The organism is Microlunatus elymi, assembly GCF_007362775.1.
GTDB lineage: Bacteria > Actinomycetota > Actinomycetes > Propionibacteriales > Propionibacteriaceae > Microlunatus > Microlunatus elymi.
The window spans coordinates 1409896-1425213 of record NZ_CP041692.1 but is presented as its reverse complement, the minus strand read 5'-3'; the positions used below and the strand labels follow the sequence as shown (position 1 = coordinate 1425213).

The following is a 15318-nucleotide window of genomic DNA, read 5'->3' as shown; positions in this document are numbered from 1 at the left end:
GTGCCAGGACGGCGGTCGAGCGCACGCAGTTCGCTGTCGCGCGCCGTCCAGCGCTACCCCAACGTCTTCATCGGCCTGGCCATCACCTTCGTCGCCCTGTGCACCGCCGCGTTGCTGGAGATCCTCGGTCTGGTCGGCCACAGCTCGCTGGTCTGGGTGAACGGGGTGGCTCAGGTCGCCGGCAGCCTCGCGTTGGCGATCGCCGCCGGGATCGCGGCCTGGCGCGGGCCGGATCGGCGCCAGCGGCGGGCCTGGGTGCTGCTCTCGATCGCGGGCGTTTTCGCCACCTTCGGCAATTGCTGGATCGCGGTCACCATGCTCCTCGGCCGGCCCGTGCTGAGCAGCCTGGGTGACCTGGGGTACGTGATCGGCGGCATCTTCGCGATCGTCGGGATGGCCGCCTTCCCGGCGGCGAAACAGCGCGGCACCGAGTTGTTCCGGATGATCCTGGACGGAGTGGTGATCGCCGGCTCGGTGCTGCTCACGGTCACCGTACTGGCGCTGCCGTCGGTGTTGGCCGAGGGGCAGAATCCCTTCACCCGAATCGATTCGCTGGCGGTGATGGCCACCGACACGATCCTGGCCACGGTGGCCGCGTTGTTGTTGATCCGCGGCAATCGATCCGACCGGCCGGTGCTGGCGCTGCTGGCGCTCGGCTTCGTCATCTGGGCCGGCACCGACCTGGCACGTTGGGTGCTGATCGAGCACGGGGTCGACTTCTTCAACAGTCCGGCGCCGCTGCTCTGGCCGCTCGGCTACGCCTGCCTGGCGCTGGCGGCCCGGGTCCCGCGGCGGACCCGGCAACCGGCCGACGCGTCGCCTGCGAGGCAGGCGTCGCCGATCGCCGACACCATTCTCACCTTCGGCGTGTTGCTGATCGCCGCGGCGTCGAACGCACCGAGTGCCTCGGCCATGGTCAGTCCGTGGATCGGCGGGCTCTGGCTGATTCTGGTGATCGCGGTGGTGGTCCGTCAGGTGATCCTGATCGTGGACAACGAGCGTCTTCGCGGCAGCCTGGAACGCCGGGTGTCGGCCCGCACCCGGGAGCTCGAATCGGTCACTCGGCAGAGCGAGTTGATGCTGAATTCGGTCGGCGACGGCATCTACGGCGTCGACTCCGAAGGCAAGATCACCACCGCCAACCCGTCGGCCGCCCGGGCGCTCGGCTACCGGATCGAGGATCTGATCGGTCGCAACGCCCACGACCTGTTCCACGCGCCGCAACTCGACGGAACCGCCTACGACTACGAGCACTGCTACATCGCCGAGGCGATCGAGTCCGGCGCGACCAACAGCGAGGAGGACATCTACGTCTGCGCCGACGGCCGGCAGATCCCGGTCGAGGTGACCGCCAGCCCGCTGGACAGCCAGACCAGCTTTCCGGGTGCGGTGATCGTCTTCCGTGACATCACCCAGCGGCGGGAGGTCGACCGGATGAAGCGCGAGTTCGTCTCGGTGGTCAGCCATGAACTTCGTACGCCGTTGACCGCGATCCGTGGATCCCTTGGCCTGTTGGCCGATCAGCGGCTCGGCAACCTCGGCCCGCAGGCGCAGCGCATGATCAACATCGCCCTGAACAGCACCGAGCGGCTGGGTCGACTGGTCAACGACATTCTCGACATCGACCGGATGGAATCGGGCAGCATGCCGATGGACTTCCGTGATCATGATGCCGTCGAACTGCTGGAAGTGGCGGCCAGTCAGCTCCGGCCGATCGCTGCCGCGGCGCAGGTGCAGGTGATCATCGAGCCCAGTTCGGGGACGGTGAACGTCGATGCCGATCGGATCGTGCAGACCCTGGTCAACCTGATCAGCAACGCGATCAAGTATTCGCCCACCGGGGACGCCGTACAGGTGGGTGCCGGGCCCGTCGGAGACCGAGTTGATCTTGGCCCGGTTGATCTTGCTGCGGTGGGTGGAGGCACTGGTGATCATGGTCGCGGTGGCCATGGTCCTGGTGAGGCTGGGCTGGGCGATCACGGCTCGGCCGAACACGTACCTGTTGATCATGGTGCCGTTGATCACGAGGGCGCAGATCGGGACATGATCGTCTTCTGGGTCGCCGATCGCGGCCGCGGCATCCCGGCCGACAAGCTCGAGCAGATCTTCGAACGGTTCGAACAGGTCGACTCCTCCGATCGACGCGAGATGGGAGGCAGCGGCCTCGGGCTGTCCATCTCCCGCAGCATCGTCGAGCGACACGGTGGACGGATCTGGGCGGAGAGCCCGAACGGCGACGGCGCGATCTTCCGCTTCATCCTGCCCGCGGCCCGGCCGGACGAGGACGAGAGCGACTTCGATCGCTCGGCGGATCATTCATCAGGTCGATCGGCCGAGGAGATTGACGCCACGGCGGTTCGGGAACCCGCCTCGGAGGACCTTGCCGGGTAGTTTTCCGGCCATGACAACTCAGGAACTCCCCGCCGTCCCTGCTGCGAACCGCTCCACCCGGACCCGCATGCTCATCGGTGCCGGCACCGCCCTCAAGCTCGGCTTCTTCTTCGCCCTCGGCGCCACCCTGTTCAGCCTGCTGCTGACCGTGGTCGCCGCCATCATCGCCCTCATCTTCGGCCTCAGCCTGTCCTCCGACCTCCGCCACGTCTTCAACTTCTGACCCTCACCGAGTTGTCAGAACGTAGTTGGGTCATAGCCCAACCACCTTCTGACAAGTCGGAGACGGATCAGACGGTGCGGACACCCAGCGAGGTACGAACGATGTGGGCCAGCCGGTTGGCGACGGCTTGGGCCTGATCGGCCGACGGTGCCTCGACCATCACCCGGACCAGGGACTCGGTGCCGGAGGGCCGCAGCAGCACCCGGCCGCTGTCGCCGAGCTCAGCGTTGGCGGCGGCGACCGCCTCGACCACCGCGGGGGCGGTGTCGGTGCGGTTCTTGTCCACGTCGCGGACGTTCACCAGCACCTGCGGGAGGCGTTCCATCACCGCGGCCAGCTCGGCCAGCGAACGACCGCTGACCGCCATCCGCTGCATCAGATGCAGCCCGGTCAGCACACCGTCACCAGTGGTGGCGTGCTCGGCCAACACCACGTGACCGGACTGTTCGCCGCCCAGGCTGAAGCCGCCGGCCCGCATCGTCTCCAGGACGTACCGGTCGCCGACCTTGGTCTGCTCGACGGTGATGCCGTACTTGCTCATCGCCTGGGTCAGGCCGAGATTGCTCATCACGGTGGCGACCAGAGTGTCGCCGCTGAGCCTGCCGAGCTCCTGCAGACCGATGGCCAGGATCGCCATGATCTGATCGCCGTCGACCGCGGTTCCCTCCGCGTCGACCGCCAGGCAGCGGTCGGCGTCGCCGTCCAGCGCGATGCCGAGATCGGCACCCTCGGCGACGACCCTCTTCTGCAGGGATTCGATATGGGTCGAGCCCGCGCCGTCGTTGATGTTGATGCCGTCCGGCTCGGCGTTGATCGTGGTGACCTTGGCGCCGAGCCGGCCGTAGGTTGCAGCGGCGGTCCGATGGGCCGCACCGTTGGCGCAGTCGACCACGACGTGGATGCCGTCCAGGCCGGCGCCGTCACCGGCGCTGTTGACCAGGTGGTCGACGTAGCCGTCGACCAGCTCCGGTTGGTAGGTGACGCGGCCGACGCCGGCGCCGGTCGGTCGGGCCCAGCTCTCGCCGAGCCGCCGTTCGATGGCGTCCTCCAGGGCGTCGTCCAGCTTGGCGCCGCCGCGGGCGAAGAACTTGATGCCGTTGTCCGGCATCGGGTTGTGACTGGCGGAGATCATCACGCCGAGATCGGCCGCGGTCGAGCCGGTCAGGTGGGCGACCGCGGGGGTGGGCAGCACGCCCAGCCGGACCACGTTGATGCCGGCACTGGCCAGGCCTGCGATGACGGCGGCCTCGAGGAACTCGCCGGATGCGCGCGGATCACGACCGACCACCGCGATCGGACGCGCCCGGGCGAGTTCACCTGCTTCACCGAGAACATGGGCCGCAGCAACGGACAGATCGAGCGCAAGCTCCGCCGTGAGATCGGCGTTCGCGACGCCGCGCACACCGTCCGTACCGAACAACCGGCCCATTCAGCCCCCTAGAAATCCCGACTTGTCAGCGTCAGAAGTCGCCATAGCCCATCCTGACGCTGACAACTCATCCTGACGCTGACAACCCGGCGTGGATCAGCGCTTGCTGTACTGCGGGGCCTTGCGGGCCTTCTTCAGGCCGGCCTTCTTGCGTTCCTTGATCCGGGCGTCGCGGGTCAGCATGCCGGCCTTCTTCAGGCTCGGGCGGCTGGCCTCGGCGTCGACCTCGTTCAGCGCGCGGGCGATGCCCAGGCGCAGCGCACCGGCCTGGCCGCTGGTGCCGCCGCCGTTGATCCGGGCGATCACGTCGTACGCGCCGTCCACCGCTGCGGTGGAGAAGGGCTCGGAGACGATCTGCTGGTGCACCTTGTTCGGGAAGTACGCCTCGAGGGTGCGGCCGTTGATGGTCCAGCTGCCGGAGCCCGGGATGATCCGAACCCGAGCAATGGCCTCCTTGCGGCGACCGGTCGCGCCGGCGGCCGCGATGACGGCCGGACGGCTGCCGGTGCCGGCGGCGCCGCGGGACTCGCCACCCTCGCTGCGGTAGGCGATCTCCTTCTCACCCTCAGTGAAGGGGGTGAGCTCCTCGGTCTGCTCGGCCTCGGTGGCCTGGGCCTCGGTTACGTTCTCGGTCACGGTCGGTGATTCTCCTGCTGTCAACTGTTACTGGGCGAGCTGGGTGATCTCGTACGGCTGCGGCTTCTGCGCGTTGTGCGGGTGCTCCGGACCGGCGTACACCTTGAGCTTCTTGATCATCTTCCGGCTCAGCCGGTTCTTCGGGAGCATGCCCCAGACCGCCTTCTCCACGGCCTTGCGCGGATCGGTGTCGAGCAGCTCGCCGTAGCTGATCGCCTTCAACCCGCCCGGGCGACCGGAGTGCCGGTAGGCCAGCTTGTCGGTGCGCTTGTTGCCGGTCAACGCGATCTTCGAGGCGTTGACGATGATGACGAAGTCACCGCCGTCGACATGCGGAGCGAAGGTCGGCTTGTGCTTGCCGCGCAGCAGGCCCGCCGCGGTCACGGCGAGACGACCCAGGACGACGTCGGTGGCATCGATGACATGCCATTCCCGGGTGATGTCACCGGGCTTCGGGCTGTACGTGGACACGGTCGCAGACCAATCTTTCTTCGCTTCTGATGTGAACTGAGTTTGCGCGTCAGCCGGAGCCAGCAAGTCCGTCACCGGAAACCTGCCGCCGATTCCGTGCACACGCGAACCCACGGCGCGCTGAGCGCAACAGCGGTTTAGGTTACCTGCGGGGGCACCCTCGGGTCAAAACGCGCCTCATCAACCGATCGGCCGGACGTCGCCATCGACCAGACCAGTGCGGTGGGTGGCTCAAATCATACGGCCCCAACTGGCCGCCACGACTCGTCTCCGCGTAATTTGAGCCCATGACCGAAACCCTCACCATTCGCGACAACCGGACCGGGCGGGACTACGAGGTCGCCATCACCGACGGCACAATTCGCGCCGCCGATCTGAAGCAGATCGCGGTCGATGGTGAGCCGGGGCTGGCCACCTACGACCCGGGGTTCGTGAACACCGCATCCTGCCGCAGCGCGATCACCTACATCGACGGCGAAGCCGGGATCCTGGAGTACCGCGGCTACCCGATCGAGCAGCTCGCCGAGTCCTCCACCTTCCTGGAGGTGGCCTACCTGCTGCTGAACGGTGAGCTGCCGACCTCCGACGAGCTGGCGCAGTGGACGCACGACATCACGTTCCACACGTTCCTGCACGAGAACATCAAGACCTTCATCGAGGGTTTCCGGTACGACGCCCATCCGATGGGCATGACCATGGCCGCGGTCGCCGCGCTGTCCACCTTCTACCCGGACGCGCAGGACATCCACGACCCGGAGAACCGCAAGCTGCAGATCACCCGGCTGATCGCCAAGATGCCGACCATCGGCGCCTTCGCGTTCCGGCACGGCCAGGGCAAGCCGTACGTGTACCCGGACAACGAGCTCTCCTACGTGGAGAACTTCCTGGCCATGCTGTTCAAGATGAGCGAACGGAAGTACAACGCCGACCCGCGGCTGTCCCGCGCGCTGGAGACGCTGTTCATCCTGCATGCCGATCACGAGCAGAACTGCTCGGCGAACGCGGTCCGCTCGGTCGGCTCGTCCGGCGTGGATCCGTACTCCGCTGCGGCGGCCGGCGTCGGCGCCCTCTACGGTCCGCTGCACGGCGGCGCCAACGAGGCCGTGCTGAAGATGCTGCGCCGGATCGGCGACGCCTCCAACATTCCGGACTTCATCGACGGCGTGAAGGGTGGCAAGGAACGGCTGATGGGCTTCGGTCACCGGGTCTACAAGAACTACGACCCGCGGGCCAAGATCATCAAGAAGGCCGCCGACGACGTCTTCGACGTGACCGGCATCAACCCGTTGCTGAAGATCGCGGTGGAGCTGGAGAAGATCGCGTTGGAGGACGACTACTTCGTCTCCCGCAAGCTCTACCCCAATGTCGACTTCTACTCCGGTCTGATCTACGAGGCGCTGCAGTTCCCGCCGGAGATGTTCACCGTGCTGTTCGCCATCGGCCGGATGCCCGGCTGGCTGGCGCAGTGGGAGGAGCTGACCGGCGACAAGGAGCAGAAGATCGCCCGGCCGAAGCAGATCTACACCGGCGCCCGCACCCGCGACTTCGTGCCGTTGGCAGAGCGCTGACCCTCGGCAACCGCCAAGGCGGATAGCTCCCGAACCTCGCGAACACAATCCCCCGCTGATTGCGGTGATTCGGCCGGAAACCGGTCGATCCGGTCCATCAGCGGGGGATTGTGTTCGCGGGTCGCCATAGCCGATCGGTGCTCCGGCTAGCCCCAGCAGGGGTTCGGGTCCTGACCCCATCGTCTGCGGAGGGCGGATCCGGTGGGGTAGGACCATGGACGCCCTGAGCCAATTCGTACTGGCCGCCGCCGGAACACCGTGGGCCCTGCTGGCCATGTTCTGTCTGATCATCATCGACGGGATATTTCCGCTGGTGCCGAGCGAGTCGATCGTGATCGGACTGGCCGCGATCGGGGTCGGCACCGGTCACCCGTCGCTTCTCCTGTTGGGGTTCGTGGCCGCTGTCGCCGCCTTCATCGGCGACAACCTCGCGTACGAGATCGGCCGGGCCGTCGGGCTGCGGCGCTTCCGCTGGATGCGGCATCCGCGCTTCGTCAAGGTGACCGATTGGGCGGCCGCGGCACTGCAACGGCGGGTCTCCTCGGCCGTGCTGGCCGGCCGATTCGTGCCCGGCGGCCGGGTGGCGATCAGCCTGGTCGCCGGCGCAACCAAGATCCCGCGTACCGTCTACCGGCCGCTCACCGCGGCATCCTCGTCGCTGTGGGCGGTCTACTCGCTGGTGATCGGCACCATCGGCGGCGCCTGGGTCAGCCAGCATCCGATCCTCGGCGCACTGCTCGCCGTCGCCCTCGGGATAGCGATCGGTTTCGTCATCGACAAGATCATCACCCTCGTACGCCGCCGGCGGGACGCGCGCCGAGCACGTACCGTCGTGGTCGACCGCGCACCGGGCCACTTCGCCGAACGCGCTCCCGTCTCCTGAACCGCGCCCGACCCTTCGCCGATCGGGAGGACGGGAGACTCGGGAACTTGCGTCACGAAGGGGTGCGGTTCGGCGTCGATTTCCCGCGCTTTCGTCACGCAACTTCCGGGCGCGGAACGTCGGCCCGTCCATGATCATCTTTGTGTCGCGGGCCGGACCGGGGCGGCTGGCATGATGGGGCCGTGGATGGTCGAACGACGTGTTTGATCGCCGGCGGCGGTCCGGCCGGCATCATGCTCGGATTGCTGCTGGCCCGCGCCGGGGTCGAGGTCACGGTGGCGGAGAAGCACGGCGATTTCCTGCGCGACTTCCGCGGCGACACCGTCCACGCCTCCACCTTGCGGCTGCTGGACGAACTCGGTCTGGGCCAACGATTCGCCGCGATCGAGCACACCGATCTCTCGGACTATCGGCTGCCGCTGGATGATCATCGCAGCATCGTGCTGGGCGACTTCAGCAAGATCAAGAAGCCGTACGACCACATCGCGATGGCCCAGCAGTGGGACCTGTTGTCGATGCTGGCCGACGCCGCGCAGCAGGAGCCGAGCTTCACCTTGCTGATGAACACCGAGATCCTCGGCCCCGTTGTTGATCATGGTCGGGTGACCGGGGCGCGGATCCGCCGGGCCGACGCAACCGAGTCGATCATCAGTGCGGACCTCACGGTTGCCTGTGAGGGCAGGGATTCACCGCTGCGCGCCGGTGCGGACCTGGTGCCGCGCGAATTCAAGGTGCCGTACGAGGTGTGGTGGTTTCGGCTGTCTCGGACCGAACAGGAACGCCGAAGTCAGCAGGCCACGCTGCTGCCGACGATCAAGCCTCCGGACATCATGCTCGCGATGGCCCACCACGAGTACTACCAACTCGCCTATCTGGCACCGACCGGATCGCGGGATCGCTTGCGAGCCGAGGGAATCGAGTCCTTCCGGGCCCGGATCGCCCGGCTGCGTCCCGACCTTGCGGACCGACTGGACGAGCTGTCCTCGATGGATGATCTGCCGTTCCTGCAGGTCCGGCTGAACCGGCTGCATCGCTGGCATCAGCCGGGTCTGCTCTGCATCGGCGATGCCGCCCACGCGATGTCGCCATCGGGCGGCGTCGGTGTCAACCTCGCCATCCAGGACGCCGTTGCCGCGGCCCGGATCCTGGCCGGTCCGCTCCGCCGGGGTCGGTCTCCGCGTGGTCGTGATCTTGATCGGGTACGGCGCAGCCGCTGGTTCCCGACCGTGTTCCTGCAGACCGGTCAGCAAGTCCTGCACGAAACCATCTACGTGCCCGCGATGTCCGGACACCGCGGCGGCTTCGAACTCTTCGTGATCTTGATGCGACTGTTCCCGTGGCTGTCGATTCCGATCGGCCGGCTGATCGCGATCGGCCCCGGTGCCGAACACGCCCCCGGTTTCGCGCGACGTCCACCAGCTGAGGACAGAGAGACGCGGCCGTGAGCAAAGACCAACCACCGGATTTCCTGCCAGCACGGCAATCCAGCACCGCCGATCAGCCGCCCACTGCGGTGCCGCCTCAGGGTCTCGACCCGCAGTTGCTTGCCCGCTACGGGCATCCGCCTTCCGGTGCGGCCCCAGCGGGCCCGGTGCAGTGGGGTCCGTACGGTCCCCAGCAGCAACTGCCGGTCGGACCGCGTCCGAACATCCGCCGTCGGGTCATCATCGTGCTCGCGATCATCCTCGCCGCGGCGCTCTGCCTGGGCGCGTTGGCGTACCTGGAGATCGGTGAATTCGGCAGGCAGTCCAAGATCAGCAAGGGCTTCGTCACCCACAGCGGCTGTTGCCAACTCACCGCAACCAAGAACTGGACCGAGGAGACCGATCCGTCGACGGTCGAAGGCACCGATCTGATGATCACCGAGGGCGTCGACGACTATATCGCCGTGTATGCGTACCCCGGGACCGACTTCGACAGCTTCAGCGACTTCGTCGACGCCTCGCAGACGCAATGGCAGACAAAGGCGATCGGCTTTCCTGTCGTCGTCGGTCCGCAGCGGCAAGTCGGCCCACTGCCTTCGCGTCAGCTGACGGTGGGATTTCCCTATCAGGGCACGAATGTCTACTTCTGGATCAATCTGATCGACGGCGAGAACGGTCACTTCTATCAGGTGGCCGGCTGGACGACGCAAGACCACAAGGAGAGTCACCAGGAGCAGATCACCACGGTGATGGACTCGTTCCGGATCCGATAGTCCGCCGTTCGGCCATTGGCCATGCGCCGGCCGTTCTGTTCGTGCAACTGGTGAGCGCCGGCGAAGCTCCGGCAGCTCGACCGACCTGGTGGTTGGATGTTGATCATGACCAGCTTGATCTCGCACACAACCGTCGATTGCCACAACGCCTACGAGCTCTCCGAGTGGTGGAAGAAGGTTCTCGGTTACGTCGACATCGCGGGCGACCCGAACGAGCCCGGGCACGAGGAGTGCATGATCCGTGATCCGGAGTCGGGGCATCAGTTGCTGTTCATCGAGGTGCCGGATGCCGAGTTGCCGGCCAAGCGGATCCACTTCGACCTCCGGCCGCGCAGCGGCACCCAGGCCGAGGAGGTGCAGCGTCTGATCGGGCTCGGCGCCACTCAGCTCGATGATCAACGCGGCAAGTACGGTCCCGGCACCGGCTGGGTGGTGTTGGCCGATCCGGAGGGAAACCAGCTTTGCGTGCTGCTCTCCCCCGCCGAGCGCGCCGCCCTGCCGCCTCGCTGACGCCTTCCCGCGCACCGTCGGTTTTCCAGCGCAAGTTCGATCATGCGCGGGAGCGTCGGAGGTGCGCGGGAGCTTCACGGGTACGCGGGAGCTGCCGATAGCGAAGAGGACAGCAGCGGGCGCCGTCAGCGGGCGCGCTGCACCCGACCCTCGTCCCAGACCGGCTGCTCGGACTCGTACACGCTTCCGTCGGAGCCGAAGATCAGGAACCGGTCGAAACCGCGGGCGAACCAGCGGTCGTGGGTGACTGCGATCACCGTGCCCTCGAAGCCGTCCAAGCCCGCCTCCAACGCCTCCGCCGATTCGATGTCGAGGTTGTCGGTCGGCTCGTCCAGCAACAGGCAGGTCACGCCGGACAGCTCCAGCAACAGGATCTGGAAGCGCGCCTGCTGGCCACCGGACAACAGGTCGAACCGGACGTCCGCCGACTTGGCCAGCTCGTAGCGATCCAGCCGGCGAGCCGCGTACTCCCGATCCAAACCGTCACGATGATCATCACCGCGATGCAGGATCTCCAGCAGCGTCTTGCCGACCAGCTCCGGATGGTGATGGGTCTGCGCGAACAAGCCCGGCTTGACCCGCGACCCGAGCCGAGCGATCCCGGTGTGCGCCACCGGAGCAAGATCAACTCCGCCGATCGGTTCAAGATCGGTTTCGGGCAGCGAACCGCCGAGAGCCAACAGGCGCAGGAAATGCGACTTGCCGGAGCCGTTCGAGCCGAGTACACCGACCCGGTCGCCGTACCAGATCTCGGTGCTGAACGGCTTCATCAGTCCGGTCAGCTCGAGGTCGTTGACGATCACGGCACGTTTGGCGGTCCGCCCGCCGCGCAGCCGCATCGACACCTGCTGTTCGCGCGGCAGCTCCTGCGGCGGACCTGCCTCCTCGAATTTGGCCAGCCGGGTCCGGGCGGCCTGCAGCCGACTCGCCATGTCCGCGTTGTACGACGCCTTCTGCTTGTACATGATCACCAGGGCCTTGAGCTTGGCGTGCTCCTCGTCCCAGCGTCGGCGCAACTCCTCGAACCGTTCGAACCGCGCCCGCCGCGCCTCGGCGAAGGTGCCGAAGCCGCCGCCGTGCACCCACAGCGTGTTCCCGGCGGAGCCGAGCTCGAGCGCGGCGATGCCGGTGGCCGCATTCGCCAGCAACTCGCGGTCGTGGCTGACCAGCAGCACCGTCTTCTTGGTCTGCTGCAGTTGCGTCTCCAGCCAGCGCTTGGCCGGCACGTCCAGATAGTTGTCCGGTTCGTCCAGCAGCAGGACCTCGTCCGGCCCGCGCAGCAGCGCCTCGAGGGCCAGCCGCTTCTGCTCACCGCCGGACAGCGTGTTCACCTCACGCCACTTGGCCCGGTCGTAATCGATCCCGATCGCCGACGTGCAGCAGGCATCGAAGGTGACCTCGGCGTCGTACCCGCCGGCATCGGCGTACTCGGCCAGCGCGGCCGCGTACTTCAATTGGGTCGGCTCGCTGTCGTCGGCCATCAACTCGAGCTCCAGCCGATCCACTTCGGCCGCCGCGTGCTGCAATCGCGGTGGCGCCAGTGAGAGCAATAGGTCACGCACCGTCGATGAGTCCCGGATACTGCCGATGAACTGACGCATCACACCCAGCCCGCCGCTGCGGGAGATGCCACCGGAGCTCGGTTCGAGATCACCCGAGATGATCCGCAGCAGGGTGGTCTTGCCCGCGCCGTTCGGACCGACCAGCGCGATCACCGCGCCGTCCCCGACGCGGAACGTGATCTCGTCCAGCAGCGGCCGTCCGTCCGGGAGATGGAACGACACCCCGGTCAGCTCCACGTGTCCCATGAGACGTCACCCTAGTTCGCGCTGCCGCTGCCCGCTCGCCGATTTCCGAGCGCCGACGCGATTCGATGTACGACCTGAGTCGCACGAAATCGTCGGAAAGAACTCCCCCAGCCCCTGGTGTCTCGGCGAATCGGGGGAAGAATGAGGCCATGCCCAGCGACGCCAACTACCCGCCAGCAGCTGCGACACCGGCAGCGCCGCGCAGACGACAGACGACCAGGTGGATCGTTCCCGTCGCCGTCGCCGCGCTGGCCGTCGGCGGCAGCCTGATCGCCACCTCCGCAGCCGCCGAACCGACGCTGCCGAAGAAGAACGCCGAGCAACTGCTGACGGCGGTCGCCTCGGCTCATGTCGACGGCCTCTCCGGCACGGTCAGCGAGACGGCCAACCTCGGACTGCCGACGATGCCGTCCAACGAACGTCGCGACTCCAGCGACTTCTCCTCCCTGCTGACCGGCAGCCACACGCTCAAGGTGTGGACCTCCGGGCAGGACAAGTCCCGGGTCTCCCTGCTCGGCAGCTACGGCGAGTCCGACCTGATCCGCAACGGCAACCAGGCCTGGGTGTGGTCCAGCGCGGACAAGAAGGCCGTCCAGACCACGTACGTCGGCGGCAAGCCGGCTATGCGGCAGGGCGAGGTCCCGGCCACGCCGCAGGAGGCTGCTCAGCAGGCACTGGCCGAGATCGGTCCGACCACCGCGACCTCGGTCGGCCGCAACGCGACCGTCGCCGGCCGATCGGCGTACGAGTTGGTGCTGACGCCGAAGGACCAGCGCTCGCTGGTCGCCGACGTCAGCATTGCGGTGGACGCGAAGACGTCGGTCCCGCTGCGAGTTCAGGTCCGCGCCGACGGGCAGGCTGATCCGGCCTTCTCGGTCGGCTTCACCAGCGTCGACTTCTCCCAGCCCGCCGCCAAGAACTTCCAGTTCACCCCGCCGGCCGGCGCGACCGTCGAGCATCACACGATCGGCGGCGCCACCAACAAGGCGCACCCGCAGAAGTCGAGTGCCCCGGCACAGCCGAAGGTCGTCGGTAAGGGCTGGACCTCGGTGGTCGTCGGTTCCACTGATCAGCTCACCAAGACCGGCCAGCAGGCTGGCGAGTACGGCCAGCTGATCCAGTCGCTGCCGAAGGTGTCCGGCTCGTGGGGATCGGGCCGGTTGCTGCAAGGCTCGTTGTTCTCAGCGGTGATCACCCAGGACGGCCGGGTGGCGGCGGGCGCGGTTCGTCCGGCCCTGCTCTACTCGGCGCTGCAGAAGTAGGCGGTTCTGAGCGCGCCGGCCCCGACCGCAACCGTTCCGGCCACGAACCAGGCCGCGGTTGCCAGTACGGGCCTGTCCAAACGGTTCCGGCATCAGCTGGCGGTGGACGGCATCGACCTGGCGGTGCCGGACGGTTCGGTGTACGGGTTCCTCGGCCCGAACGGCTCGGGCAAGACCACCACGATCCGGATGCTGCTCGGGCTGATCCGGCCGACCGCCGGCGTCGCCTACCTGCTCGGTCGGCCGATGCCCGAGGGCGGTGCGGCGGTGTTGCCGCGGGTCGGTTCGCTGGTGGAGGGACCGGCCTTCCATCCCTATCTCAGCGGACGGCGCAACCTGGCCCGGCTCGACGCCGCCGATCCGCACGCCGACCGACGTACCGCCAAGAAACGGATCGACGCAGCACTGGACCGGGTCGGTCTGCTGCCGGCCGCGACGAAGACTTTCCGGGCCTACTCGCTGGGGATGCGGCAGCGGCTGGCGATCGCGGCCGCGCTGCTGCAACCGCGGGATCTGTTGATCTTGGACGAACCGACCAACGGGCTCGATCCGCAGGGCACCCGGGAGGTACGCCATCTGGTCGCCGACCTGGCCGGCGACGGTGCGACGATCTTGATCTCCTCCCACCTGCTCAGCGAGGTCGAGCAGATCTGCAGTCACGTGGGCGTCATGCACGCCGGTCACCTGCTGGCTCAGGGCACCATCGAGGAGCTACGCGGACGGACCGCGCCGACGGTCAAGATCAAGACGAACGAGGCCGAGCAGGCGACCAAGATCATGATCAAGCTCGGCATCGAAGACGCAGCCATCGGCAGCCCCGGGCACGCTGATCATGATCATCAACTGGTCACCGGGACACTCGGTGCGGTGCCGGCGGAGTCGATCATGCCGGCCCTGGTGTCCGACGGCGTCAGTGTGTACGGGTTCGCGGTCGACTCCCCCAGCCTGGAGGACGTGTTCGTCGAACTGACCGGGGAGGGCTTCGATGTCAGCGCTTAGGTCGGCGGCCAGCGGCACTCGACCGGCGCCGGCGGCGTACCCGATCTCGTCGTGGATTCGCTTGCTGGGTTCGGAATTCCGGCTGGTGGTGACCCGGCGACGCAACATCGCCGGACTGGCCACCTTGTCCGCGGTGCCGGTGCTGATCGCCGTCGCGGTGAAGATCTGGGGGGCCGGTGGTGGAGGCGGTCCGGCGTTCATCAGCAGCATCACCGAGAACGGGTTGTTCGTGGCACTGGCGGCGCTGACCGTCGAGTTGCCCCTGTTCCTGCCGTTGGCGATCGCCACCATCTCCGGTGACTCGATCGCCGGCGAGGCGAACATCGGCACCCTGCGATATCTGCTGACGGTGCCGGTTGGCAGGACCCGGCTGCTCACCGTGAAGTACGCCAGCATCGTGATCTTCTCGCTGCTGGCGACCCTGCTGGTGGCCGCGGTCGGGTTGATCATCGGGGTGATCTTGTTCGGTGCCGGGTCGCTGCCGCTGCTGTCGGGCACCGAGATCTCGTTCGCGGGCGGCCTGTGGCGGCTGCTGTTGGCGTGCGGCTATCTGGCCGCCGGTTTTGCCGCGGTCGGCGCGATCGGGCTCTTCATCTCCACCCTGACCGAGCAGCCGATCGGGGCGATGGTCGCCACCGTGCTGATCACCGTGGGCATGTTCATCGCGGACACGATCCAGCAGTTGGACTGGCTGCACCCGTACCTGTTGACCCATTGGTGGTCGGCGTTCGCCGACGTGTTGCGGGATCCGATGTACGGCGGGAACATCGGCCGCGGCCTGATCACCGCCGCCGTCTACGCGGTGGTCTTCTGGCTCGCCGCCTGGGCCCGGCTGACCACCAAGGACGTCACCAGCTGAGCTCCCGCGTTGCGGCACATCAGGGTTCAGTTGTGATCGTCGGGTGAAATTCGCACCAATGTCGGTCCGAATCTCACCCGAT

Annotated in this window: 14 protein-coding genes; 10 read left to right on the top strand and 4 right to left on the bottom strand. The window is 67.2% G+C overall.

Annotation, left to right across the window (positions count from 1 at the left end; translation table 11 throughout):
• Both FOE78_RS06400 and FOE78_RS06395 read left to right on the top strand, forming a co-directional pair.
• Nucleotides 1–2391, top strand: coding sequence for a sensor histidine kinase (locus FOE78_RS06400; protein ID WP_168207408.1), 2391 nt, complete (start codon nt 1–3; stop codon nt 2389–2391).
• A 10-nt stretch (nt 2392–2401) separates the two neighbouring features.
• Nucleotides 2402–2614: a hypothetical protein gene (locus FOE78_RS06395; protein WP_143985554.1), complete on the top strand. Its 213-nt coding sequence runs from the start codon at nt 2402–2404 to the stop codon at nt 2612–2614.
• Between the two features lie 67 nt (nt 2615–2681).
• Here FOE78_RS06395 and glmM read toward each other — a convergent pair whose 3' ends face one another.
• The 3 genes from glmM to rplM all read right to left on the bottom strand — a co-directional run bounded on the left by glmM (nt 2682) and on the right by rplM (nt 5150).
• Nucleotides 2682–4043: a phosphoglucosamine mutase gene (glmM, locus tag FOE78_RS06390; RefSeq protein ID WP_143985553.1), complete on the bottom strand. Its 1362-nt coding sequence runs from the start codon at nt 4041–4043 to the stop codon at nt 2682–2684.
• A 96-nt stretch (nt 4044–4139) separates the two neighbouring features.
• Entirely contained in the window at nt 4140–4679 is a 540-nt protein-coding gene (rpsI, locus tag FOE78_RS06385; protein ID WP_143985552.1) for a 30S ribosomal protein S9, read from the bottom strand.
• 27 nt (nt 4680–4706) lie between these two features.
• On the bottom strand, nt 4707–5150 hold the full coding sequence (gene rplM, locus FOE78_RS06380) for a 50S ribosomal protein L13 (protein ID WP_143985551.1): 444 nt from the start codon (nt 5148–5150) through the stop codon (nt 4707–4709).
• A gap of 287 nt (nt 5151–5437) precedes the next feature.
• Here rplM and FOE78_RS06375 point away from each other — a divergent pair, with 287 nt between their 5' ends.
• From FOE78_RS06375 to FOE78_RS06355, 5 genes are all read left to right on the top strand, one after another.
• Nucleotides 5438–6718 carry a citrate synthase gene (locus FOE78_RS06375; RefSeq protein WP_143985550.1) on the top strand — a complete coding sequence of 427 codons (1281 nt, stop codon included), beginning with the start codon at nt 5438–5440 and terminating at the stop codon, nt 6716–6718.
• A gap of 214 nt (nt 6719–6932) precedes the next feature.
• Nucleotides 6933–7601: a DedA family protein gene (locus FOE78_RS06370; RefSeq protein WP_143985549.1), complete on the top strand. Its 669-nt coding sequence runs from the start codon at nt 6933–6935 to the stop codon at nt 7599–7601.
• Between the two features lie 182 nt (nt 7602–7783).
• Nucleotides 7784–9046 (top strand): FAD-dependent oxidoreductase, encoded by a 1263-nt coding sequence (locus FOE78_RS06365; protein ID WP_143985548.1) that lies wholly within the window; start codon nt 7784–7786, stop codon nt 9044–9046.
• Nucleotides 9043–9798 (top strand): hypothetical protein, encoded by a 756-nt coding sequence (locus tag FOE78_RS06360; protein WP_143985547.1) that lies wholly within the window; start codon nt 9043–9045, stop codon nt 9796–9798. The genes FOE78_RS06365 and FOE78_RS06360 overlap by 4 nt, the downstream gene beginning before the upstream one ends.
• A gap of 105 nt (nt 9799–9903) precedes the next feature.
• On the top strand, nt 9904–10308 hold the full coding sequence (locus tag FOE78_RS06355) for a VOC family protein (protein ID WP_143985546.1): 405 nt from the start codon (nt 9904–9906) through the stop codon (nt 10306–10308).
• A 125-nt stretch (nt 10309–10433) separates the two neighbouring features.
• Here FOE78_RS06355 and FOE78_RS06350 read toward each other — a convergent pair whose 3' ends face one another.
• Nucleotides 10434–12116 carry an ABC-F family ATP-binding cassette domain-containing protein gene (locus FOE78_RS06350; protein ID WP_143985545.1) on the bottom strand — a complete coding sequence of 561 codons (1683 nt, stop codon included), beginning with the start codon at nt 12114–12116 and terminating at the stop codon, nt 10434–10436.
• A 149-nt stretch (nt 12117–12265) separates the two neighbouring features.
• Here FOE78_RS06350 and FOE78_RS06345 point away from each other — a divergent pair, with 149 nt between their 5' ends.
• From FOE78_RS06345 to FOE78_RS06335, 3 genes are all read left to right on the top strand, one after another.
• Nucleotides 12266–13378: a LolA family protein gene (locus FOE78_RS06345; protein ID WP_210414845.1), complete on the top strand. Its 1113-nt coding sequence runs from the start codon at nt 12266–12268 to the stop codon at nt 13376–13378.
• Between the two features lie 102 nt (nt 13379–13480).
• Nucleotides 13481–14377 carry an ABC transporter ATP-binding protein gene (locus FOE78_RS06340; RefSeq protein WP_210414844.1) on the top strand — a complete coding sequence of 299 codons (897 nt, stop codon included), beginning with the start codon at nt 13481–13483 and terminating at the stop codon, nt 14375–14377.
• Nucleotides 14364–15236: an ABC transporter permease gene (locus FOE78_RS06335; protein WP_143985543.1), complete on the top strand. Its 873-nt coding sequence runs from the start codon at nt 14364–14366 to the stop codon at nt 15234–15236. Before FOE78_RS06340 ends, FOE78_RS06335 begins: the two co-directional genes overlap by 14 nt.
• Nucleotides 15237–15318 lie beyond the last annotated feature (82 nt).